Genomic DNA, 20,869 nt, shown 5'->3' on the forward strand with positions numbered 1-20,869 from the left:
CGGTGAATCGCTCGTCCAGGTTCCAACGGATATCCGTGTTAGCCGTCGCGGCGAGCGCCATCGCGTTCACCGTCGCCCCCGCGGGGGCGGACATCAGCGTCTTCCCCACCCAACTGGTCACCGTCGACACCCCGACCCGGGCACACAAAACCCTACTCACCCGCCTTGGCCTCGACCTCACCGAACACGCGGGTCACGACTACGTCGAGGTCGTGCTGCACACCGTCGCCGACGCGGACGCCCTTCGTCGGGCCGGGCTGACCTGGCAGGTGCGCATCCCCGACATGGTCGCGCGGGAGGCGCAGGTCAACGCGGCGAACAAGGCCTACGCCGAGGCCACCGCGGTGTCGCTGCTGCCCAGCGGCCGCGACGCCTACCGCACGCTCGCCGACTACAACAGCGACATGGCCGCCCTGGTCAGGATGCGGCCGGACCTCGTCAAACCCTTCGACCTGCCGCACAAGTCCCTCGACGGCAACACGGTGCGGAGCGTCGAGATCGGCCGGGACGTGCGCGCCGCCGAGGACGGCAGGCCGGTGTTCGCGATCATGGGTGTGCACCACGCCCGTGAGTGGCCCTCCGGTGAGCACACGATCGAGTTCGCCTACGACCTGGTGAAGAACTACGGCCAGGACGCCCGCATCACCGCGCTGCTGGACAAGTCGCGGGTGCTCGTCGTCCCGGTCGTCAACGTCGACGGGTTCGATCGCTCGCGCACCGACGGCGCCCTCATCGACCTGCGCGAAGCCGACAACGGCGGCACCGCCACCATCCTCGGCACCCCCGGCAACGCCTACAAGCGCAAGAACTGCCGCGTGATCGACGGCGTCGACACCCCGGACGGAACGTGCGCGCTCGCCGGCGCCACCAGCCCCGGTGGCTTCGGCATCGGCGTCGACCCCAACCGCAACTACGGCGGCTTCTGGGGCGGCCCAGGCGCGTCGGACCTGTTCGCCGACCCGACCTACCGGGGCGCGGGCCCGTTCAGCGAGCCGGAGACGCAGAACATCCGGGAGCTGGTCAGCGGCCGCCACGTGACGACCCTGATCACCAACCACACGTTCTCCAACCTGGTCCTGCGGCCCAACGGCGTGCACCCCGACACCATCGGACCCGGCGGCATCCCGGTCGGCGACGCACCGGATGAGGCGGCGCTCAAGGCGCTCGGCGCGACCATGGCCGCGCAGAACGGGTACAAGAACCAGCACGGGTGGGAGCTCTACGACACCACGGGCACCACGGAGGACTGGTCGTACAACGCCACCGGCGGCTTCGGCTACACCTTCGAGATCGGCCCGGACGAGTTCCACCCGCCGTTCCCCAAGGTCATCGACGAGTACCTGGGTGCGGGCGCCTACGCGGGCAAGGGCAACCGTGAGGCTTACCTGATCGCACTCACCAACGCGGTCGACACCGCGACCCACTCCGTCATCGCCGGTAAGGCGCCCGCGGGGGCCACGCTTCGCCTGCGCAAAGAGTTCGCGACGCCGACCTGGTCGGGCCACATCCCGGACCGGCTGAACACGTCGATGGTGGTGGGCCCGGACGGCCGCTACACCTGGCACGTCAACCCGTCGACCCGCCCGGTCGTGCAGGCCAAGCAGTACCGGCTGCTCAACTCGACCCCGCTCAAGCGGGAGGCCTTCACCGGCATGACGCTTCCGCTCGCGCAGACCGAGAAGACGTTCGTGGTCGACCGCCCGGCCGACGCCTTCGAGGTGAAGCTCGACTGGCCCACCCCGGACGACCTCGACCTGTACGTCTTCCTGCGCGGCGCGGACGGCTCGCTCACCGAGGTGGGCAAGTCCGAGGGCTCCGTCGGCGTCAAGGAACGGGTGCTGCTGACGAACCCGGTCCAGGGCACCTACGTCCTACGGGTGGTCAACTTCGCGTCGATCACGCCGACGTGGACGCTGACGGCGTCGCTGTACGACGGCGAGGAGCACACGGCGGGCGGTCTGATCGAGAACTGGACGCTGACCTGCGAGAAGAACGGCAAGGTCCTGGAGACCGTGCCGGTGATCGTGGACCGCGGCCAGCAGGTCAAGGCCGACCTCAAGGCCTGCCAGAGCAAATGGGCCACATCCTGACCCGATGACCGGCGAACGGGGGCGGGCCGCTCGGCTCGCCCCCGTTCGCGTCCCCTACTACCGTCGAACGGGACGAAATTTCATAAGGAGAACGGACATGACCGGCCGAGTGGTGCACTTCGAGGTCCCGTTCGACGACGCGGACCGGGCCAAGGCGTTCTACCAGGAAGCGTTCGGCTGGAAGGTCGAGGCGTTCCCCGGGATGGACTACACGATCGTCTCCTCGGGCCCCACCTCCGACCAGGGCCCGACCGAATCGGGATACATCAACGGGGGCATGGCCCAGCGCGACGCCGAACGGTCGTTCAAGTCGCCGGTCATCGTCATCGACGTCGAGAGCATCGACGACGCCCTGAAGAAGATCGGTGAATTGGGCGGCAAGACCGCGGTCGACAAGCAGCCGGTCGCCGACATGGGTTTCGCGGCGTACTTCACCGACCCCGAGGGCAACGTCATGGGCCTGTGGGAGAACGCCAAGTCTTGATCGTCGGGTGCCGTCGACCGGTTCGGTGGCAAGATCGGATGATGGATCCGATCACCGGGAGGCCACCGTGGCGCAGCTGAGGGCTGACCTGCTGGGCAAGGTCTCCGCCCGGATCACCGAGGTCACGGGCCGGGCGGAGATCGCCGACGCCGTCACGCGGTTCCTGCGCGACACCGCCGAGAAGACGGTGTCCGAACAGCCCGACGGGACCACGTTCGTCATCACCGGCGACATCCCCGCGATGTGGCTGCGTGACTCCGCCGCCCAGCTCAAGCCACTGCTGTACCTGCTCGACGACGCCCCCGAGCTGCTCAGCCTCCTCAACGGGCTGTTGTTGCGGCACTGGCGCTACATCTCGATCGACCCGTACGCCAACGCGTTCAACCTCGAACCCGACGGCCAGGGCCACCACTCCGACCGCACCCCGATGGACCCCATCGTGTGGGAGCGCAAGTGGGAGATCGACTCGCTGACCTACGGCATCGACTTCGCCTACACGCTGTGGAAGTCCGCGGGCAGCACCGACTGGTGTGAGGCGACGTTCCGGGTCGCGGCGGCGCGGATCGTGCAGACCTTCACCACCGAGCAGGACCACGAACACCGGTCGAGCTACACGTTCCGCCGCGGCGGGCGGTTCGCGAGTGGCCGCAACACGCTGAACCGGCATGGGAAGGGCAGGCTGACCCGGCCCACCGGCATGGTCTGGAGCGCGTTCCGCCCCAGCGACGACGCGTGCGAGGCCGGGTTCAACGTGCCTGGCAACTTCTACGCGGCGCAGGCGATGCGGCAACTCGCCGAGATCGCCCGCGAGTTGCTCCGCGACGACACCCTCGCCGCCGACGCCGACCGCCTGCACCGGGAGATGAGCGACGGCCTGGCCGACCACGCCACCGTCGAGGGGCCGGGCGGCACGGGGATCTTCGCCTACGAGGTCGACGGGTTCGGCGGCAGCGCCCTGCTCGACGACGCCAACGTGCCGAGCCTGCTGTCGCTGCCCTACCTGGGCTGTGTCGGCGTGGACGACCCGGTCTACCAGGCGACACGGAAGTTCCTGCTCAGCCCCCGGAACCAGTACTACTTCCAAGGCACCGCGGCGAAAGGCATCGGCAGCCCGCACACGCCGCGCGACCACGTCTGGCCGATCGCGTTGAGCGTGCGGGGTTTGACCGCCACGACCGCCGAGGAACAGGCCGAGATCATCGCGCTGCTGCTCGACACCACCGGCGGCACCGGGACGATGCACGAGAGCTTCCACGTCGACGATCCGACGAAGTTCACCCGCGAGTGGTTCTCCTGGGCCAATTCCATGTTCTGCGAGCTCGTGCTCGTCCACTGTGGATACCGCCTCGGCGGTGGCCGCAGCCCCGAGTACCTGCCGCGGGCCTGATCAGCGCTCCGCGTACGCCTTCACGGCGGCGAGGGTGTGCTCGATCGACTCGACGTTGTAGCCGGGCCGGTCCTGCCGCCCGGTCACCTTGGGCCCGAGGAATCGCCGGACGAACCAGCTGCCGACGCGGTACCAGTTCTCCGTCAGCACACACCCGGTGTCGGTCGGCTCGATCACGTACGACCATCGCGACACCCGGACCCGCAACGGTGAGTACACGTCGAAGGTCAGCAGCCTGCCGGGCACGCACTCGACGACGGTGGCGGTCGTCGACCACTGCTTGGCGCCGTTGCGGTTGGTGCCGCGGAACTTGGCGCCCACCGCGGGGCCGGCGCGGTCGACCCAGTACCCGCCGATGTTCTCGGGGCTGAACTCCCCCATCCGCGGCAGATCGCTGACCAGGGACCAGACGTCGTCCGCGCAGGCGGCGACGGGCGTGCTGCGCGAGATGGAGGGCTCCACACCGTCAACCCTGCCCGCTGACCCGGCCCGGCGCATCGCGCATCGTGCGCTACTCGGCGCGCTTGCGCCGGACCGCCAGGAGCACCCCGATCGCGACCAGGACCAGCACCCCGGCGGCGACCGGCCACCAAGGCGTGTCCGAGTCGACCACGTCGGATTCAGGCCGGGTGGCGATGGCCGTCAGCCCCCCGGTGGTGGTTGTCGTAGTCGTGGTCGGCGCCACCGTCGTCGTGGTGGGGATCGCGGCAGCGCTGAGGGTGAAGGTGAGGCTGCTCGACGTCGCGTCGCCGTCGTGCCCGGTGACCCGGTACGTGACCTTGTAGGCGCCGGGGAAGGTCGGCTTGAACGGCACACTCACCGTCGCACCCGCCACCGCGGCGTCACCGGAGGCGGGCGCCCCGTCCGGGCCCGTGACGGTGAGCGTCGTCTGCCCGGGCGTGAGTGCCTCGGTGAAGGTCAGCGTGACCGCCGCGGGTGCCGCGTCGAGCAGCGAGTCGGCTTTCGGGTCGCTGGACTTGAGCGAGTTGTGGGCCAGCGCGGGAGACGCGGTGGCCACCAGGGTCGCGGCGATGACGCTGAACAGGACGCCGACGACGCGGCTGGTGCGGTGTGCCATGGGTGGAGCCTTCCGAGTCTGGCCGGTGATCGTCAAGCACCGCCTGCCGGTGTCGCGCGGGGCTGCTATACCCGAGTGGTCGTTCAGGAGGACCCGCCAGTTCCCGGCCGAGGGAGTCGCCGTGAGCACCAGACCGCCGTGGCGCCTGCGCGCCGCCGTGGCCGCCATCGACGTGCGGCCCGCGGACCGGATCCGGGAGATCGGCTGCGGCGGCGGGGTCGCCCGTGTTCGCGGTCGACGTCAACGTGTTCTGGGTGCGTCCCGCCGCGGGCAGGCTCCTCACGGTTGTCGGCGAGTAGACAGGCAACCTTTTGGTTGCCTATTATGGCCGCGAAGGGGGCGGTCATGGACGCGGTATTCAAAGCCCTCGCCGACGCGAACCGCAGGCAACTGCTCGACCGGCTCAACGCCGACAACGGGCTGAGCCTGCGCGAGCTCAGCGAGGGCCTGGGGATGAGCAGGCAGGCGGTGAGCAAGCACCTCGCGGTGCTTGAGGCCGCCTCGCTCGTCAGCACCGTGAAACACGGCCGCGAAAAGCTGCACTACCTCAATCCCGTGCCCATCCACGAGATCGCCGACCGGTGGATCGGGAAGTACGAACGCGACCGCATGGCCGCGCTGTCCCACCTCAAGCACGTCCTGGAAGGACAACCGATGAGCAAGCCCGAGTTCGTCTACGTCACCTACATCCAGACCACCGCGGACAAGCTGTACCGCGCGCTCACCGACCCGGAGTTCATCAAGATCTACATGGGCGGCACCGGACCGAAGTCGGACTGGAAGGTCGGCTCACCGGTCCTGTGGAAGTCCATGCCGGACGGCGAGTACGAAGACATGGACCAGCAGGTCCTCGAAGCCGTCCCCGGCAAGCGGCTCGCCTACACCTGGCACTCCCTGCAGCCGATGCACCGCGACCTGTTCGACTCCGACGAGGCGTTCGCCGAGGCGGTCAAGGAGCGCTCGAAGGTGAGCTTCGACATCGAGCCCGCCGAGATCCCGATGATGGGCATGAAGCTCACCATCACCCACGACGGCTTCGACACCCCGGACAGCAAGATGCTGGAGGGCACCAGCGGCGGCTGGATCATGATCCTGTCCGCGTTGAAGACGTTCCTGGAGGGCGGAAAGCTCGTCGCGGACCAAGAGGACTGAGCTCGCGGAAGGCGCCCTCGGACTTGGGGGCGCCTTTCGATCGGCCCGCCCAGTCGCCACGCTCTAGGATCAGCGGGTTGACAGCCCCAGTGACCGTGCGGGAGACATGGCCGACTACGCACTCCTCATCCTGCCCTCGACGAACCGTGTGTACGCCGATTCGTCGGTCGCGCTCACCGTGGCCGAACTCGAGGTGTTCAACCAGTCCGTCGTGGACGGTCGCATCAGCGACATCGCCCGCACCGAACTCGCCGGCGTCCCCTACGTCACCTTCAGCGCCGACCCGTTCGACGAGTCGGATGTCGCCTACCTCGCGAACCTGTCGTCGATGTACGCGCTGTTCCGGTTCGACGGCAAGCTGCTCGACCCGGTGCACATCCACCGCCTCGACGCGTTCGACAGCGACCTGGTCACCATCCTCAAGTACCAGGGCAAGACGAACGAGCTGTTCACCAAGCTGCTGCTCAACGTCACCATCATGTCGTCGGCGCGGGCCCGCGACATGCTCGAGCACCGGCTGACCGTGCTGGACCCGATGTGCGGGCGCGGCACCACGCTCAACCAGGCGATCATGTACGGCTACGACGCCGCGGGCATCGACGTCGACCAGAAGGACTTCGAGGCGTACGCGGCGTTCCTGCAGACCTGGCTCAAGCGCAAGCGGATCAAGCACCACGCCGAGGTCGTCAAGGTCCGTCGGGACAAGCAGCACCTGGGCCGCAAGCTGCAGGCGTACATCGGCCTGAGCAACGAAAGCTACAAGGCGGGCGACGCGCTGTCGCTGACCTATGTCAACGCCGACACCACCCGGGCCCGCGACTTCCACCGCCCCGAGAGCGTCGACATCATCGTCACCGACGCACCTTATGGCGTGCAGCACGGCAGCCACGCGGGCCAGGCCCTCCAGCGAACCCCACTGGACCTGCTGCGCGAGGCCACCCCCAACTGGGCCAAGCTGCTGCGGCCGGGCGGGTCCATCGGGATCGCGGTGAACACCAATGTCGCACCCCGGGCCGACACCCTCGAAATCCTCGCGCGCGCCGGCCTGGATCCCGTCGACGACGGCCCCTACCGCTCCTTCGAACACCGCGTCGACCAGGCGATCGTCCGCGACATAGTGATCGCCCGGAAACCATGACCGCCCTCGTGGTCGGCGTCGACCACCGGGACCTGAGCTTCCAGGTCCTGGCGGTCGCCGCCGACCTCGCCGCGAAACTGGGCACGGACCTGCACGTCGTGCATGCGATCGACCTGCGCGACTACCCGGTCGACCCGGACTCGGCGGACTGGGAACAACACGCCGAAGCCGCCCTCACCGAACTACGCGGAAACATCGAGCGTGCCCTGGCCACTCATGAAGGCCACTGGACGTACGCGGTCCAGGTAGGCGAGCCAGTGCCGACACTCAAGACGGCGGCAGACGAGCACGACGCCGTGATGATCGTGGTGGGCCACCACAAGCACTGGACCCCGGTGCGGGTCACCCGAGGCTCGGTGGGCGCGGGCCTGAGCCGCACCGCCCACCGCCCGGTCCTGATCGTCCCGGAAAGCGCATAGCCCAGACAGCTCCGCATCTCCAACCACTAACCGCCCCCCGAAGGCAACGGGCCGATCCCAACCACCCCGTAACGCGACGGGCCAGTACCACTCCACCCAAACTGGCACCCCAGCCAAAGCCGGCCAGAGCCCGCACAAGCAAGCCAGCTCAGCGAAACGCCCGCAACCGCAAGCTATTCGTCACCACGAACACAGAACTGGCAGCCATAGCGGCACCCGCCAACATCGGATTCAACAACCCGGCAGCCGCCAACGGCAACGCCGCCACGTTATAAGCGAACGCCCAGAACAGATTCCCCTTGATAGTCCGCAAAGTCCGCCGAGACAACCGAATCGCGTCCGCCGCCGCCCGCAGATCCCCACGCACCAGCGTCAGATCCCCAGCCTCGATCGCCACATCCGTCCCAGTCCCCATCGCGAGCCCAAGGTCCGCGGTAGCCAGCGCGGCGGCGTCGTTGACACCGTCACCCACCATCGCCACGACCTTGCCAGAGCGCTGCAGCCGGGCGATGACCTCGACCTTCTCCTCCGGCAGCACCTCGGCGATCACCTCGGTGATCCCCACCTCGGCGGCCACAGACCGTGCGACAGCCTCGTTGTCGCCGGTCAGCAGCACCGGCGACAAACCCAACGCACGCAACAGCTTCACCGCTTCGGCCGATGTCGGCTTCACCGTGTCGGCCACCACCAGCACCGCCCGCGCCCGGCCGCCCCAGGCCACGGCGACGGCCGTGTGGCCGCGCTCCTCGGCCTCGGCCTTGGCGGTCACCAACTCGGCGGGCAGGGCTTGGTCGAGCAGCATGGTCCGGCCGACGGTCACGGCCTTCCCGGACACCGTGCCGCGCACGCCCCGGCCCTCGATGGCCGAGAAGTCCGCGACCGCGGGCAAAACGCCGACCTTGTCGCGCGCGGCCTTCACGATCGCCCGGGCGATGGGGTGCTCCGACCCATCCTCCACCGCACCCGCCAGGCGCAGCACGGTCTCGACGTCCTCACCCTCGGCGATCTGAACGTCCACAAGGGACATCTGACCGGTGGTCACCGTGCCGGTCTTGTCCAGCACCACCGTGTCCACCCGCCGGGTCGACTCGAGCACCTCCGGTCCCTTGATCAGGATTCCCAGCTGCGCGCCGCGTCCCGTGCCGACAAGCAGCGCCGTCGGCGTCGCCAGCCCAAGGGCGCACGGGCAGGCGATGATCAGCACGGCCACCGCCGCGGTGAACGCCGCGGACGTGGACGCCCCCGCGCCCAGCCAGAACGTCAGCGTGCCGACGGCCAGCGCGATCACGACCGGCACGAACACCGCGGAGACCCGGTCGGCGAGCCGCTGGACCTCGGCCTTTCCGGTCTGCGCCTGCTCGACCATCCGCGCCATCCTGGCCAGCTGCGTCTGCTCGCCCACGTTCTTGGCCACCACGACCAGCCTGCCGCCGACGTTCACCGTCCCGCCGACGACGGCCGCACCCGGACCGACCTCCACCGGCACCGATTCGCCGGTCATCATGCTCGCGTCGATCGCCGACGTGCCTTCCGCCACCACGCCGTCGGTCGCGACCTTCTCCCCCGGCCGCACGACGAACCGGGCGCCGACGGCGAGCTGCCCGACCGGCACCCGAGTCTCGACACCGTCGCGCAGCACGGCGACGTCCTTCGCACCCAGATCGAGGAGGGCCCGCAGCGCGGCACCGGCCCGCCGCTTGGCGCGGGACTCGAAGTACCGGCCCGCCAGGATGAACGTGGTGACGCCCGCGGCCACCTCCAGGTAGATGGCCTCACCGGACCCGCGGGCGATGGTCAGCTCGAACGGGTGCGTCATGCCGGGCACACCAGCCGAGCCGAGCAGCAGCGCGTAGAGCGACCACAGGTACGCGGCCAGCGTGCCGATCGAGACGAGCGTGTCCATGGTCGCGGCGCCGTGGCGCAGGTTCATCCACGCCGCGCGGTGGAACGGCCACGCGCCCCACACGATCACCGGGGAGGCCAGCGCCAGCGAGACCCACTGCCAGTAGGTGAACTGCAGCGCGGGCGCCATGGCCATCGCGACCACCGGAACCGAGAGGACGGCCGAGCCGAGCAGCCGGTCCCGCAGTGTGTCGCGCTCCTCGGCCTCGGGCGCCTGCGTGGTGGGGAGTCGCGCGGTGTACCCGGCGGCCTCGACCTGGGCCACGAGCGTGCCCGGGTCGATGCCCTCGGCGTAGGTGACGTTCGCCTTCTCGGTCGCGTAGTTGACCGTCGCTGTCACACCGTCGAGCTTGTTGAGCTTGCGCTCGATCCGGTTCGCGCACGACGCGCAGGTCATGCCGCCGATCGAGAGCTCGATCTCGGCTGTCCTGGTCAGGTTCGTGGTCACGTGAGGCCCTCTCAGCCGTGCGTGTGACCGTCGGCGCCGTGCTCCGGCGACGTGGTCAGCGTGAACTCGGCGGTGCGCACGACATCACCGTGCTTGAAGTCCAGGAACACCCGGTAGGTGCCATCGGACGGGACTTCCGCGACGAACGGCACGTCCGGGCCGGGTGAGCCCGCTTCGGCGTGCACATGCAGGTAGGCGAGGTCGCCGCCGCGCAGCGCCACCATGTGCCCGTAGGCGCCCAGGTAGGGCTGCAGATCGGCGACCGGCCTACCGTCCAAGGTGGCGGTGGCGGTCAGCTTCGAGGCGTGCCCGGCGATCAGCTCGCCCGCGACGCGCACCTCGTAGCCGTCGACCTTCGCCAGCCACGACTCCGGCGGCGCGATCGGCTGGAACTCGCCCGGCACCATCACGTCGACGCCCAGGGTCAGCGGGGACGCGCCGCGCGGGACGAAGTCGGCGAAGACCCGGTAGCTGCCGGGCTGGGTCAGCGCGAGCGGGACCGACCAGGTGCCGTCGGCGGCGCGTTCCGGGTGGACATGCTGGTAGCCGGCGGTGTCACGGCGCACGACGATGAGGTGCAGCTCTTTCTCGTGCGCGACCTCGAAGTCGGTGACCGTCTTGCCGCCGGGGCCGGTGACGCGGAACGAGAACGGCTGCGCGGTGCCCGCCGCGAGCGTCGTCGCGGTCGGCACGAGCGCGTAGCCGCCGCTCCACGCGGACAGGCCGACCGGCGCCGACGCGACAGCCGGTTCACCGATATGGCTGCCCGAATCGCCATGCTGCGCCTGCTGGGTGGGCTGCGGAACATCCACGGGCCCGACCGCGGCGCCAAGCGCGTAGGCCGCGCCGCCGACCAGGACCAACGCGGCGGCGTAGGCGGAGAGAGTGCGGGCGGTGTTCACACGGGCCCCTACGACCGGACGAGACGCGCGATGGCCGCGCTGGCCTCGCGGACCTTGTCGTCGGCGATCTGCCCGCCCTCGGCGACCGCCTCGGCGACGCAGTGGTGCAGGTGCTGGTCGACCAGCCCGAGCGAGACCGCCTGCAGCGCCTTGGTCGCGGCCGACACCTGGGTGAGGATGTCGATGCAGTACTTGTCTTCCTCGACCATCCGCTGCAAGCCCCGGATCTGGCCTTCGATCCGGCGCAGTCGCTTCAGGTAGTCGTCTTTGTCGCCGCTGTAGCCGTGCATCGGTGTCTCCTTCGTGGACACCGACAACTATACCCTACGGGGGTACCCTTAGGATCGGACCAGCCTGGCGATGGCGTCCGACGCCTCTTTCACCTTCACCGCGGCCTCGTCCCCGCCGGCGGCCGCGGCCTCGACCACGCAGGTGGCGAGGTGCTCGTCGAGCAGTTCGAGGGAGAACGCCTGTAAGGCTTTCGTCGCGGCGGACACCTGGGTGAGGATGTCGATGCAGTACTTGTCTTCCTCGACCATCCGCTGCAAGCCCCGGATCTGCCCCTCCACCCGGCGCAGTCGCTTCAGATAGGCCTCGCGGTTACTGCTGTCGACGGCCACGTGCACTCCCCGCTTGTCGTCGTTGAAGAGCCAGAATACCGGTCAGGGGTACCCGGCGACGATCCCCCGCGCGTGCGAACAAGGTCGATTGCCGCCAGGCTGGCCGCATGTGGGAAGCGATGTGGTGGGGACTGGTCGGCGGCCTCGCGCTGGTGGTCGGCGCGATCGTCGGCCTGGTCGGCAATCCCCGGCCGAAGGTCATCGCCCTGGTCATGGCGTTCGGCTCCGGTGTGCTGATCAGCGCCCTGGCCTTCGAACTGGCGGCGGAGGCGTTCAGCGGCGGCGGAGCGCTCGCCCTCGCCGCCGGACTGGCCGCGGGCTCGGCGGCGTTCTTCCTCGGCGACCTGGTCATCGACCGCCGCGGCGGTGAACACCGCAAACGGTCGGACGGCCGCCAGCGCTCCGGCGCCGCCGGCGCGATCGTGCTCGGCTCACTGCTCGACGGCATCCCCGAGTCCGCCGCGATCGGCGTGTCCCTCCTCGACGGCGGCGCGGTCGGCACCGCCGTGGTGGCGGCGGTGTTCCTGTCCAACGTCCCCGAGTCGATGGCCGCCGCGTCCGGGTTGCGCAAGGCGGGCCACTCCACCCGGTGGATCCTCGGCCTGTGGGCGAGCGTGGCGGCCGTCTCGGCGCTGGCCGCCGGACTCGGATACGCCACCCTCGGCGGCGCCTCGCCCGGCACGGTGGCGGTCGTCCAGGCGTTCGCCGCGGGCGCCATCCTGACCATGCTGGCCGACACGATGATGCCGGAGGCGTTCGAGAACGGCGGCAGCGCGACCGGCGTGGTGGCTACTTTCGGCTTCACCACGGCGTTTCTCGTCAGCCACTTGGCGTGACTGATCGACTACGGTGAACGGCACGCCGCAGGTCGTCCTTGGGAGGCACCATGGCTCGTTTCGCGATGCGGTTGCGACCTGACCAGGACCCCGCCGTCGCCACGGCCCGGCTCATCGCCGAACGCGGCGCCCAAGTCGAGCCCCTCTCGACCGATGACCCGGACATCCTGATCATCGACCTCCCGGACCGCACCTTCCCCACCGACGCCAACGCCTTCAGCGACTCCTATGCCCTTGCCGACGACTACGGAGCCCTCGCGGTCGAACCCGACCTGCCCACCGCCTTGTTCCCCGAACCCGACCCCGTGCGCGGCGCGGATTTCCCGCCCGGCTGCTGGTCCCCGGAGCATCCCGGCCTGGCCCCGGAGTGGGCGCTGTGGACGATCCGGGTGCCGCAGGCGTGGGAATACTCGCGGAGTCAGGGCAGGCCGGGGCGCGGCGAGGGAATCGTCGTCGGCCAACCCGACACCGGCGTCATCCGCCACCGCGAGATGGACGGCGTCCTGGCCGTCCCGGGCTACGACTTCGTCGACAACGATGACGACTCCACCGATCCGCTGGCGGACGGAAACCCCGGTCACGGCACCGCCACGGCCAGCGTCATCGTCTCCCCCAACACCCACGTGGTCACGGGCGCCGCGCCGAGGGTGCGGCACATGGCGATCCGGGCGATCGAGAGCGTCGTGCGGGTGTCGCAGGTGTCGGTCGCGAAAGCCGTTGTGTGGGCGACGGACCACGGAGCCCACGTGATCACGATGAGCCTGGGCGGACTGCCCTCGTTCGCTTTGGACCGGGCGATCAACCGGGCGGTGGCGGCGAACGTGATCGTCATGGCGGCGGCGGGAAACTGTGTGGGCACCGTCGTATGGCCCGCCCGCTACGACAAGTGCCTGGCGGTGGCAGGCAAAACCCCGGACGACACCCCGTGGCGCGGGACGTGCAAAGGACAGGCGGTCGACATCTCCGCACCCGGCGAGAACGTCTACCGGGCGCGCATCCCCCAGTTCCCGGGTGACGGGGATTCGGGACAAGGACAGGGAACCAGCTTCGCGGTAGCCCTCACCGCGGCCGTCGCCGCCCTGTGGCTGGCCCACCATGGCCGCGACCGGGTGATCGCCGCCGCAAGAGGCCGGGGCGAGACGGTGCAAGGCCTGTTCCAACGGCTCATTCGAGACACCGCCCGACGCCCACCAGGCTGGAACACAGGCGAAATGGGCGCGGGCATCATCGACGCCCAAGCCCTCCTGAGCAAAACCCTCGACGCGAGAACCCCAACGGCCGACGCCGCCGACATCGGATCAGTCCGCGAACTGATCACCGAACTACTCGGCGAGGTTGACCTAAGCGTCGACTGGGACCGGTACGGCCCCGAGATAGCGTCCCTGATCCTGCGCACACTTCTCCGCGACCGCACGACAACGCTCCCTTCGACGGAGTTGAGGGAAGCCATCACCAACGAACACCTACGCCGATTCCTCGGGCTCTAGCTTCTCTGTGGCGCTGGCTCCCCACCCTCGTTCTCCACCGCATCCCCTGCCCCAACACCGTGCCCACCGCCTTCCCGCACCCGTTTCCTCCCACGTCCCTCCTTACCGACCCCCTCCTTCCCGAACTACTCCTCCCCGACCCCTCCTCCCCACGCCCAACTCCTCGCGCCCTTCCCACGCCCCGCGCCTCTCCTCTCGCGCCGCTTCCCCCGCGCCTCTCCCCGCGCCACTCCCCGCGCCACTCCCCCTCGCCACTCCCCCTCGCCACTCCTCCCTCGCGCCTCTCCCCCGCGCCACTCCTCCCTCGCGCCGCTTCCCCGTCCCGCTTCCCCGCGCGCTCCCCCTCGCCGCTCCTCCCTCGCACGTCCTTTCGCGCGCGCCGCCCTCCCACCCCACGTCCCCTCTCCTCCCGACACCTCCTTCCCGCGTCCGCCCCCTCCCCGCCTCTTTGCGTTTGCCCAACCCTCCGCCAAGCGCAGCTTCCTCTCAAAACCCAGCCATCGATCGGCCCCCCGCTATCCACGCCACCCCAAACCCACCGGCTCTACCCGATATCTTGATAGTCAATACCGGATAATGAGATCCAAGAACGTAGCCGCACGAACCTGCTTCAGTGAGTCCACTTCGGACTTCGAGGTCCTAGGACTATTGGCCTAGTCCACATCAGACCGAAGTCCGATGTGCCGCCCCAAAGCCGTCCCGTAACGTCTTCCCCACAGCACTTCACGAGGGGAGCAAAGTGAAGCGGATCCGCGCGCTGCACCATCTGAGGACCGTGGCCGAGACGTGCGCCGACATGGCCACCCGGCCAGAGTCGATCTTCCCGCTCCGCGTGCGCGAGTTATGGGCGGCCGGTGAGATCCTGGAGCCGGTCGACGAGCTCGACGCCGTGACGATCGCGCTGGTGGTCGACCTTCCGGTCGATGACGTCGCGTGGCTCACCGAGCCGTCCGGGTCGCAGCACTGGGCCAACGCCGCGAAGCTGCAGACCGCCCCGGTCACCGTTCGCTGGCGTTCGGCGCGGGCTCCCGTGTGGAACCACGTGCTTCGGCGGCCCGCGCTCGTCTGGGATCTCGACAACGGGATCGCCGAGTCGACCCTCGACGCGATCGGGGACGGGGACACCGCCGATGTCCGCCTCGACGAGCCGTCCGCCGACGCGATGGCCCGGCGACTGGCCGACGATCTCGCAGTGAGTCTGCGCGCGCTTAGCTCCCGGACCGTCCACTACGCCGACCGGCGCTGGAAGCCGGGCAAGCTCGAACCGGTCGCCGACGCCCTCTGGCACGCGAGTGAGGGATATCTCGATCTCCTCGAAGCAATCGACTGCCCCTAGACCATTACGTAACGTCCGCTTGGAACGAGAAGGGGTGTGAATACGAGCAGAGCGGGTAACTCCGATCCGGACACCCCGCGAAAAGGCAGGAAGAAACGATGCTGCAGACCGATCCGAACCCCATCTACACCATGCTGGTACGCGAGTTCGGCGTCGACCTCGACAAGGAGGCGCCTGCCGAGCCCGAGATCGCCCAAGAAACCCCACAGGCGCCCAGATAGCCGGAAACCGCACGTCGGACGAGTTGACGTCAGCGACTTGCGATCATGGCCGGGACAGTGCGCTCCGGTTCGCGGGGTTTCGCATTTCCACCGACATCGAATCGCGTGATCCCTCGGCTACTGTCAGTCGATTCCCGAACCCTGGTATTCGGCCGGGCGGTTCACGACGTTAACGAGCACTCAGTCACAAGACGGATACTCGTTTCGTTGATTGCATCGAGTGTCGTGGTCCGAATGGCCGATCAGGCGACCGCCGGTGGGATCAATTTGGCCAGCCCCACATACCCGATGTCATGCAGACGCTTCGCCGACACGGCGAAGTAGCTCGCGTCAGCGCTCACGCCCAAGCCCTCGACCATGCGGTTCATGAAGTTGAACAACGCGCACACGAGGACGGCGCTGTGCAGCGCGGACTCGTCCCAGCCCGCGGCGTAGACGGCCTCGGCGTCGGCTGGGGTCATCGCCGGCGGGGTTCGGGTGAGCTTGCCGACGTACCGCAGCACGGGCACCAGCCGCGGGTCCACCTCGGCGCTGTCGAGGTCGGCGAGCGCGGCTTGCAGCAGCCCCGGCTCGACGCCGTGAGCCTCGGCGGTGGCGGTGTGGACGCCGTGGCAGTACGCGCAGTTGTTGACCCCCGAGACGTAAGCGGCAATCAGCTCGCGCTCGGCCAGGCTGAACGGGGACGGGCCGCGCATCACCGTCTCGTGGTACTCGACGATCGGGCGGGCGGTGTCAGGGTAGGCCTTGAACACGTCGAACAGGACGGCGTTCTCGGGCAGCGACGGCAAGTAGGTCACGACTTTCCTCCTAGGGTGGCGACCAGGTCGTCGATGTCGGCGCGGCGCAGCCAGCAGGCGGTCAGGTAGACCACACCGGCGGGGCCGACCGTGTTGAAGACGGTGGTGAGAGTGCGGTGGCTGCGCTCCCACGCCTGTCGGAGCGACGCCGAAGTCGACGGGTGGGGGTCGGCCTCGGCCAGTTCCGGGCGGATCGAGCGCCATCGGCGGGCACCGGCGGCGACCAGGTCGGGCATGGTCAGCTGGGCACCGCCATGGCGGACGTGGTCGACGAGCATGGCGACCTGACCGGCGTCGGCGGCGAGGGTGACCACGGCCAGGCACGCCAGCAGCCGGTCCGGGTCGAGCCCGAGCAGCATGATCCCGGTTTCGGTGGACGCCGGGTCGTCGACGGCGGGCAGGTCGAACCTGGTGTCAGACAAGGGCCGCGACCTCCATCGCGGTCGGCACGGCCACGCCGATTCGGGCGGCGATGGTGGCGGCGACCCGGGCGGTGGCGACCCGGTGGCCGTCGATGTTGCGGGCGGCGGGGCCGAGCACCATGCAGGCGGCGGCGCCGACGGCGAGCACGCGGGGGTCCGCACGGTAGGCGAGGGTGCGTTCGTCAAGGTCAGGCCAACCGTCGCGGGCGCACGCGACGTCGGCGGGCAGCAGGCTCTCGCCGGTGGACGGCGTGGTGCCGATGGCGAGGACGACGTGGTCACCGTGCACGGTGCTGCCGTCGGCCAGTCGCACAGCGCCCGGGCGGGTGTCGGTCACGGCGTGGCCGCGGTGCACGGTCAGCCTGCCGTCGGCTTCCGCGGCGCGCAGAAGGGGCTGGAACTCGAACATGACCGAGGCACGGCGGTGGCGGCCCATGAGGGTGAGCCGGTCCGACCAGGACGAGTGGTCGAACCGGGCACGGCCTTCGGGGCGGAAGAAGGAGGCATTGACGTCGGCGCACTGGTAGCGCTCTTCGTTCTCGCGGAGCACCCAGCGCACGGTTCGGCCGCGGGCCAGCGAATTCGCGATGACGTGCGCGGCGCTCAGCCCGGCGCCGACCACGACGACCGACCGGGCGGCGGCGGGCACGGGCTCGTCCCAGTAGCTCACCCCGCCCGACCAGGCGGCGGGCGCGGCGCGGCGTTCCTCGCCGAGGCACAGCACGGTGAAGCGCGCGTCGACGCGGCCCCGGTCGGTGTGCACGGCGAGACCTGTCCGGCCGGGCAGCACCGCGTGCACGTCGGCACGCCAGGTCCGCGAGGTCACCCCGTGCACGGACGCGATGTGGCGGCAGTACGCCTCGAAGACGTCCACCGGGACAACGGATCGGTGCCCCGCCTGCGCCATGCGGATCTCCCGGCGCTCCACCGGGGTGAGCCGCGACCAGTGCAGCCGGGCGAAGTCGAGCAGTTCGCAGTCGCGGTAGCCCTCGACACCGGGGTGGTGCTCGTAGGGCGAACGCAGGACGCGCTGCCCGAGGGTGTCGATCCGGTCGAAGAACCGCTGACACGGCCTGCCATCGCGGTCGAGCAGGACCACATCGGACACACCGAGGTGCCACAGCGCGGACGCCACCGCCAGTCCCGCCGGGCCCGCGCCCACGATGACCACGTCGGCGCGGGCGGGCAGCGGGCAGGTGGCTGCCGACCGCGATACCGAGGGGTGTGGCCAGTCCCGGCCTCTCGGCGACTCCAGCAGGTGCGGTTCGGGCATGAACTTCATCATCTGGCCTCGCCTGGGATGGACGCGATGGCGAAGCCGGGTGACCCGGCTTCGCCTGTGTCGAACCGTCGCGAGATCAGCCGATGACGGTGACCGGGACGATCATCTCGATGACCGGTCGCTGCGCGATCCCGTCGGCCACGAGCTTGCGCACCGCCTCCGCGGTCTGCTCGGGGCTGTCAGTCGGCGAGGCGCTGTAGCGGGCGTGCGCGTAGGTGGGCCTGCGCGTGGTGCATTCCAGATCGAAGACCTTGAGCATCGACTCGCCGGGGCGCACCTCACCATCGTGGAAGGTGAGCCGACGCTGGTCGGGCGTCAGGAAGGTGCGGGCGAACTGGCGGGACATGATCATGCCGTCGTCGCCGTCGATGAAGTGGGTGTCATCGTCGCAGGTGACCTGCATGGCGACCCAGGTCTGGTCAGTCAGGTTGGTCTCGGACTTGATCACCTGCCAGCGTCCGGGCTCGGGCAGGTAGAGGCTCATCGCCACGTCATGGTCGAGCGCGTCCACCGCCCCCGAGATCATCAGGACGCGCCTGCGCACATCGGCGACCGCGGCCATCTGGATATCGCGAGCTCGCACCCGACTGGATACGTCCAGCCCGGGAATGTCCAATTCCGACACCATGCCTCCTTGACGCATTCGACAAGATCGAGTTTTGCGGGAAAACGTGGACGCGAGATCTCCGCCCCAGGCTGGCACAAGATCCAGACAAGCTCAATGACACGATTCACGATTGGGCCAATCGGCCCTCGCGGCACGTTCCACTGGCGGCTTGACGCGATTCAGGTGATTTCGACCTCGGTGTCGGCGGACTCCTCAGGCACGCCGATATAGAGCACACCGAAGACGTCCGGCTCGCGGAAGCAGATCTTGACGATCAGGTTGTCGCGGACCACGACGAAGAACTCGCCGTCACGGGCGACGTCGTCGAGCACCTTGTACGTGTTGTAGACCGTGCCGTCGGCCACCGCGAACAGCGCCTTGTAGAGCGCGTTCTTCTCGACCTGGCCCGCGGAGCCCGCCCACTTCTCGAGCCGGGCGAGCCCAAGGTTGAGCTTAAGCCGCATACGTTCCCGACTCATCGGTCCCGACCTCCAGCAGGGCGATCACGTCATCAATGTCGCGCGGCTCAGCCGGGCTCTCCGTCGTCGCCATCGCGATCCGGTAGTCCCGGACGCGCGACATCCGGGCGGTCATCAGCAGGCTCTCCACGAAGTGGTCGACCTGCGAACGGTCGAAGCTGCCGTCCTGCTCGGTGAGCATCTCGGTCAGCCTGCGCGTCGCCGCGCGCCTGCCGTCGCGCGGGAGTCGGCCCAGCGCGCCTGCGACCGGGTCGGCCAGATCCACGTAATCTTCTCCGAAGACACCGGAACGCAGCGCATTCGTCACCGAAGCCATATTTTCGTTCCCTCCGCAGGCGGTCGCGCATAAGTCGCGCTCCTTTAGTCTGAAGAATGCGCGAATACACGGCCAGTGTGCTCGACACCGAGCACCCGGGTAACGCGCACAACGCTGCGCTAATTTCCGCACGCGATGGGCATGACAAATTCACGGCGCGAATCGGCCCACGTTCGGAGTGGATTTATACGCCGCCGACCGGACTCTTGGGGGTGTCCGGTCGGCGGTATGGTCGCCCGCGCGCCGACGGCGTGCGTCCGACAGTGTGGGGGACACCGCCGGGAAACGTCCGTCAGCCCTGATTCAGGAAGCGACACCTCGATAACGCGAATCGCGGCGGCATGGTTCCCCGCGCGGGGTGTCCCTGGTCACCGCATGGCGGCGAGCACCGAGCGCAGCGCGGACTCCGCTGCCAACGCGTCACCGGCCCGCAGCGCCGCGATCGCCCGGCGGACACCGGCGACCGGGCCCGTCAGCTGGCAGGTCTGCCCGCACGCCGCGGTCCAGGCCAGCCCGGCGACCAGGTCGTCGACCGCCCCGGGACGCGAAACGTCGCGGAACACCTTCTCGGCGGCGGCCCGCAGCCGCACGCCCACCTCGACCACCGGAGTCGTCCGACTCGCAACGGCAAGCATGATGGTTCCTCTCGGGGATGGCACATCGGTGTGGATCCAGTATCCCTTGTGAGAGAGCAACACGCGCACTGAACACCTGTTCGATGATTTGTGTATCATTTGCGGGGTGAGCGTGGCACTGCAGGGATCGCTGTGGGACTCCCCGGAAACCGCCGGGCTCCCACCCCTGTCCGGCCTGCGCCGCGTCCCGCTGTCCGACGGCGCATGGCTGGACCTGTTCCTCGGCTGGCTGCCCGGAGCCGACGACCTGTTCGACCGCCTGGTCGATACCGTGCCTTGGAAAGCCGAACGCCGAAAAATGTACGACTCGGTGGTCGACGTCCCCAGACTCCTGTGCCACTACCGGGAAGGCGCGGAACTGCCCGACCCGGCCCTCACAGCGGCGAGGGACGCACTCAACCTGCACTACCACCCGGAACACTTCGCCACCGCGGGCCTGTGCTTCTACCGCGACGGCCACGATTCCGTCGCCTGGCATGGCGACAGAATCGGCCGGGGGGCCACGGAGGACACGATGGTCGCGATCGTCTCCGTGGGTTCCCCGCGGGCACTGACGCTGCGTCCCAGGGGTGGGGGCCGGACGCTGCGCCACGAGGTGGGGCACGGGGATCTGCTGGTGATGGGCGGGTCGTGTCAGCGGACGTGGGAACACGCGGTCCCCAAGACCACCAGACCGGTCGGTCCCCGCATCAGCATCCAGTTCCGACCCCGCGGAGTGCTCTAAGCGACAGCCCCGGAGATCGGGTGGCCTGACTCCTGCCGAAAGGCGGGATTCGATTCGGCGACGAGGTGCGCAGGCTCCCGCGGGGCCGGCACCAGTGAACCGGCTAC

At 69.2% G+C, this 20,869-nt stretch carries 24 protein-coding genes; 11 read left to right on the plus strand and 13 right to left on the minus strand.

The window, feature by feature from the left end; translation table 11 throughout:
• The first annotated feature begins 2 nt into the window (after positions 1–2).
• From ACUZ2Y_RS06735 to ACUZ2Y_RS06745, 3 genes are all read left to right on the plus strand, one after another.
• Positions 3–2,090: a M14 family zinc carboxypeptidase gene (locus tag ACUZ2Y_RS06735; RefSeq protein WP_476327996.1), complete on the plus strand. Its 2,088-nt coding sequence runs from the start codon at positions 3–5 to the stop codon at positions 2,088–2,090.
• A 97-nt stretch (positions 2,091–2,187) separates the two neighbouring features.
• Positions 2,188–2,574 carry a VOC family protein gene (locus tag ACUZ2Y_RS06740; protein WP_476327998.1) on the plus strand — a complete coding sequence of 129 codons (387 nt, stop codon included), beginning with the start codon at positions 2,188–2,190 and terminating at the stop codon, positions 2,572–2,574.
• A gap of 67 nt (positions 2,575–2,641) precedes the next feature.
• On the plus strand, positions 2,642–3,961 hold the full coding sequence (locus tag ACUZ2Y_RS06745) for a glycoside hydrolase family 125 protein (protein WP_476328000.1): 1,320 nt from the start codon (positions 2,642–2,644) through the stop codon (positions 3,959–3,961).
• Here the strand turns inward: ACUZ2Y_RS06745 and ACUZ2Y_RS06750 are convergent, their stop codons facing one another.
• Together ACUZ2Y_RS06750 and ACUZ2Y_RS06755 are read right to left on the minus strand one after the other, a co-directional pair.
• Positions 3,962–4,423: an SRPBCC family protein gene (locus ACUZ2Y_RS06750; protein ID WP_476328002.1), complete on the minus strand. Its 462-nt coding sequence runs from the start codon at positions 4,421–4,423 to the stop codon at positions 3,962–3,964.
• 49 nt (positions 4,424–4,472) lie between these two features.
• Entirely contained in the window at positions 4,473–5,039 is a 567-nt protein-coding gene (locus ACUZ2Y_RS06755) for a copper resistance CopC family protein (protein ID WP_476328004.1), read from the minus strand.
• 345 nt (positions 5,040–5,384) lie between these two features.
• Between ACUZ2Y_RS06755 and ACUZ2Y_RS06760 the strand changes: the two genes are divergently transcribed.
• The 3 genes from ACUZ2Y_RS06760 (at position 5,385) to ACUZ2Y_RS06770 (ending at position 7,748) form a co-directional block, all read left to right on the plus strand.
• Positions 5,385–6,191 carry an ArsR/SmtB family transcription factor gene (locus ACUZ2Y_RS06760; RefSeq protein WP_476328006.1) on the plus strand — a complete coding sequence of 269 codons (807 nt, stop codon included), beginning with the start codon at positions 5,385–5,387 and terminating at the stop codon, positions 6,189–6,191.
• A 106-nt stretch (positions 6,192–6,297) separates the two neighbouring features.
• Complete coding sequence (locus ACUZ2Y_RS06765) at positions 6,298–7,329, plus strand: TRM11 family SAM-dependent methyltransferase (protein ID WP_476328007.1); 1,032 nt, start codon at positions 6,298–6,300, stop codon at positions 7,327–7,329.
• The gene (locus ACUZ2Y_RS06770) at positions 7,326–7,748 is read left to right on the plus strand and encodes a universal stress protein (protein WP_476328009.1); all 423 of its coding nucleotides are present in this window, start codon (positions 7,326–7,328) and stop codon (positions 7,746–7,748) included. Before ACUZ2Y_RS06765 ends, ACUZ2Y_RS06770 begins: the two co-directional genes overlap by 4 nt.
• Before the next feature lie 148 nt (positions 7,749–7,896).
• On the opposite strand, the gene ACUZ2Y_RS06775 is transcribed toward ACUZ2Y_RS06770, so the two are convergent.
• Genes ACUZ2Y_RS06775 through ACUZ2Y_RS06790 form a run of 4 tightly spaced genes read right to left on the minus strand, consistent with a single transcriptional unit; the run spans position 7,897 to position 11,620 of the window.
• Positions 7,897–10,098: a heavy metal translocating P-type ATPase gene (locus tag ACUZ2Y_RS06775; RefSeq protein ID WP_476328011.1), complete on the minus strand. Its 2,202-nt coding sequence runs from the start codon at positions 10,096–10,098 to the stop codon at positions 7,897–7,899.
• 11 nt (positions 10,099–10,109) lie between these two features.
• Positions 10,110–11,000, minus strand: a complete 891-nt coding sequence (locus ACUZ2Y_RS06780; RefSeq protein ID WP_476328013.1) for a hypothetical protein — start codon at positions 10,998–11,000, stop codon at positions 10,110–10,112.
• Positions 11,001–11,008: 8 nt separating this feature from the next.
• Positions 11,009–11,290, minus strand: coding sequence for a metal-sensitive transcriptional regulator (locus tag ACUZ2Y_RS06785; RefSeq protein ID WP_091382265.1), 282 nt, complete (start codon positions 11,288–11,290; stop codon positions 11,009–11,011).
• Between the two features lie 48 nt (positions 11,291–11,338).
• Entirely contained in the window at positions 11,339–11,620 is a 282-nt protein-coding gene (locus tag ACUZ2Y_RS06790) for a metal-sensitive transcriptional regulator (protein ID WP_091382500.1), read from the minus strand.
• Between the two features lie 107 nt (positions 11,621–11,727).
• Between ACUZ2Y_RS06790 and ACUZ2Y_RS06795 the strand changes: the two genes are divergently transcribed.
• The 4 genes from ACUZ2Y_RS06795 to ACUZ2Y_RS06810 all read left to right on the plus strand — a co-directional run bounded on the left by ACUZ2Y_RS06795 (position 11,728) and on the right by ACUZ2Y_RS06810 (position 15,500).
• The gene (locus ACUZ2Y_RS06795) at positions 11,728–12,456 is read left to right on the plus strand and encodes a ZIP family metal transporter (RefSeq protein ID WP_476328015.1); all 729 of its coding nucleotides are present in this window, start codon (positions 11,728–11,730) and stop codon (positions 12,454–12,456) included.
• Between the two features lie 50 nt (positions 12,457–12,506).
• Positions 12,507–13,943, plus strand: a complete 1,437-nt coding sequence (locus ACUZ2Y_RS06800; protein WP_476328017.1) for a S8 family serine peptidase — start codon at positions 12,507–12,509, stop codon at positions 13,941–13,943.
• A gap of 739 nt (positions 13,944–14,682) precedes the next feature.
• Positions 14,683–15,279 carry a DUF7711 family protein gene (locus ACUZ2Y_RS06805; protein WP_476328019.1) on the plus strand — a complete coding sequence of 199 codons (597 nt, stop codon included), beginning with the start codon at positions 14,683–14,685 and terminating at the stop codon, positions 15,277–15,279.
• A 98-nt stretch (positions 15,280–15,377) separates the two neighbouring features.
• Positions 15,378–15,500, plus strand: coding sequence for a hypothetical protein (locus ACUZ2Y_RS06810; RefSeq protein WP_476328021.1), 123 nt, complete (start codon positions 15,378–15,380; stop codon positions 15,498–15,500).
• A 242-nt stretch (positions 15,501–15,742) separates the two neighbouring features.
• On the opposite strand, the gene ACUZ2Y_RS06815 is transcribed toward ACUZ2Y_RS06810, so the two are convergent.
• The 7 genes from ACUZ2Y_RS06815 to ACUZ2Y_RS06845 all read right to left on the minus strand — a co-directional run bounded on the left by ACUZ2Y_RS06815 (position 15,743) and on the right by ACUZ2Y_RS06845 (position 20,038).
• Positions 15,743–16,297 carry a carboxymuconolactone decarboxylase family protein gene (locus tag ACUZ2Y_RS06815; RefSeq protein ID WP_476328023.1) on the minus strand — a complete coding sequence of 185 codons (555 nt, stop codon included), beginning with the start codon at positions 16,295–16,297 and terminating at the stop codon, positions 15,743–15,745.
• Positions 16,294–16,719: a DUF6187 family protein gene (locus ACUZ2Y_RS06820; protein WP_476328025.1), complete on the minus strand. Its 426-nt coding sequence runs from the start codon at positions 16,717–16,719 to the stop codon at positions 16,294–16,296. Before ACUZ2Y_RS06820 ends, ACUZ2Y_RS06815 begins: the two co-directional genes overlap by 4 nt.
• Entirely contained in the window at positions 16,712–18,004 is a 1,293-nt protein-coding gene (locus tag ACUZ2Y_RS06825) for an FAD-dependent monooxygenase (protein WP_476328027.1), read from the minus strand. The genes ACUZ2Y_RS06820 and ACUZ2Y_RS06825 overlap by 8 nt, the downstream gene beginning before the upstream one ends.
• Before the next feature lie 73 nt (positions 18,005–18,077).
• Complete coding sequence (locus ACUZ2Y_RS06830) at positions 18,078–18,629, minus strand: DUF6423 family protein (protein ID WP_476328029.1); 552 nt, start codon at positions 18,627–18,629, stop codon at positions 18,078–18,080.
• 158 nt (positions 18,630–18,787) lie between these two features.
• Positions 18,788–19,072, minus strand: a complete 285-nt coding sequence (locus ACUZ2Y_RS06835) for a DUF6235 family protein (protein WP_476328031.1) — start codon at positions 19,070–19,072, stop codon at positions 18,788–18,790.
• Positions 19,062–19,403 carry a hypothetical protein gene (locus tag ACUZ2Y_RS06840; RefSeq protein WP_476328033.1) on the minus strand — a complete coding sequence of 114 codons (342 nt, stop codon included), beginning with the start codon at positions 19,401–19,403 and terminating at the stop codon, positions 19,062–19,064. Before ACUZ2Y_RS06840 ends, ACUZ2Y_RS06835 begins: the two co-directional genes overlap by 11 nt.
• 368 nt (positions 19,404–19,771) lie before the next feature.
• A complete protein-coding gene (locus ACUZ2Y_RS06845) occupies positions 19,772–20,038 on the minus strand; it encodes a hypothetical protein (RefSeq protein WP_476328035.1) in 267 nt (88 codons plus the stop codon).
• Between the two features lie 106 nt (positions 20,039–20,144).
• Here ACUZ2Y_RS06845 and ACUZ2Y_RS06850 point away from each other — a divergent pair, with 106 nt between their 5' ends.
• Complete coding sequence (locus ACUZ2Y_RS06850) at positions 20,145–20,762, plus strand: alpha-ketoglutarate-dependent dioxygenase AlkB (RefSeq protein WP_476328037.1); 618 nt, start codon at positions 20,145–20,147, stop codon at positions 20,760–20,762.
• The last annotated feature ends 107 nt before the right edge of the window (positions 20,763–20,869 follow it).

The sequence above is a fragment of the Actinokineospora sp. UV203 genome, from assembly GCF_056323665.1.

Bases quoted from the DNA above. Each gene is read 5' to 3' on its own strand.
- ACUZ2Y_RS06765 (WP_476328007.1), top strand. From the start codon at position 6,298: ATGGCCGACTACGCACTCCTCATCCTGCCCTCGACGAACCGTGTGTAC.
- ACUZ2Y_RS06770 (WP_476328009.1), top strand. From the start codon at position 7,326: ATGACCGCCCTCGTGGTCGGCGTCGACCACCGGGACCTGAGCTTCCAG.
- ACUZ2Y_RS06795 (WP_476328015.1), top strand. From the start codon at position 11,728: ATGTGGGAAGCGATGTGGTGGGGACTGGTCGGCGGCCTCGCGCTGGTG.
- ACUZ2Y_RS06760 (WP_476328006.1), top strand. From the start codon at position 5,385: ATGGACGCGGTATTCAAAGCCCTCGCCGACGCGAACCGCAGGCAACTG.
- ACUZ2Y_RS06835 (WP_476328031.1), bottom strand. From the start codon at position 19,072: ATGCGGCTTAAGCTCAACCTTGGGCTCGCCCGGCTCGAGAAGTGGGCG.
- ACUZ2Y_RS06810 (WP_476328021.1), top strand. From the start codon at position 15,378: ATGCTGCAGACCGATCCGAACCCCATCTACACCATGCTGGTACGCGAG.
- ACUZ2Y_RS06845 (WP_476328035.1), bottom strand. From the start codon at position 20,038: ATGCTTGCCGTTGCGAGTCGGACGACTCCGGTGGTCGAGGTGGGCGTG.
- ACUZ2Y_RS06740 (WP_476327998.1), top strand. From the start codon at position 2,188: ATGACCGGCCGAGTGGTGCACTTCGAGGTCCCGTTCGACGACGCGGAC.
- ACUZ2Y_RS06840 (WP_476328033.1), bottom strand. From the start codon at position 19,403: ATGGCTTCGGTGACGAATGCGCTGCGTTCCGGTGTCTTCGGAGAAGAT.
- ACUZ2Y_RS06755 (WP_476328004.1), bottom strand. From the start codon at position 5,039: ATGGCACACCGCACCAGCCGCGTCGTCGGCGTCCTGTTCAGCGTCATC.
- ACUZ2Y_RS06800 (WP_476328017.1), top strand. From the start codon at position 12,507: ATGGCTCGTTTCGCGATGCGGTTGCGACCTGACCAGGACCCCGCCGTC.
- ACUZ2Y_RS06785 (WP_091382265.1), bottom strand. From the start codon at position 11,290: ATGCACGGCTACAGCGGCGACAAAGACGACTACCTGAAGCGACTGCGC.
- ACUZ2Y_RS06830 (WP_476328029.1), bottom strand. From the start codon at position 18,629: ATGGTGTCGGAATTGGACATTCCCGGGCTGGACGTATCCAGTCGGGTG.
- ACUZ2Y_RS06825 (WP_476328027.1), bottom strand. From the start codon at position 18,004: ATGATGAAGTTCATGCCCGAACCGCACCTGCTGGAGTCGCCGAGAGGC.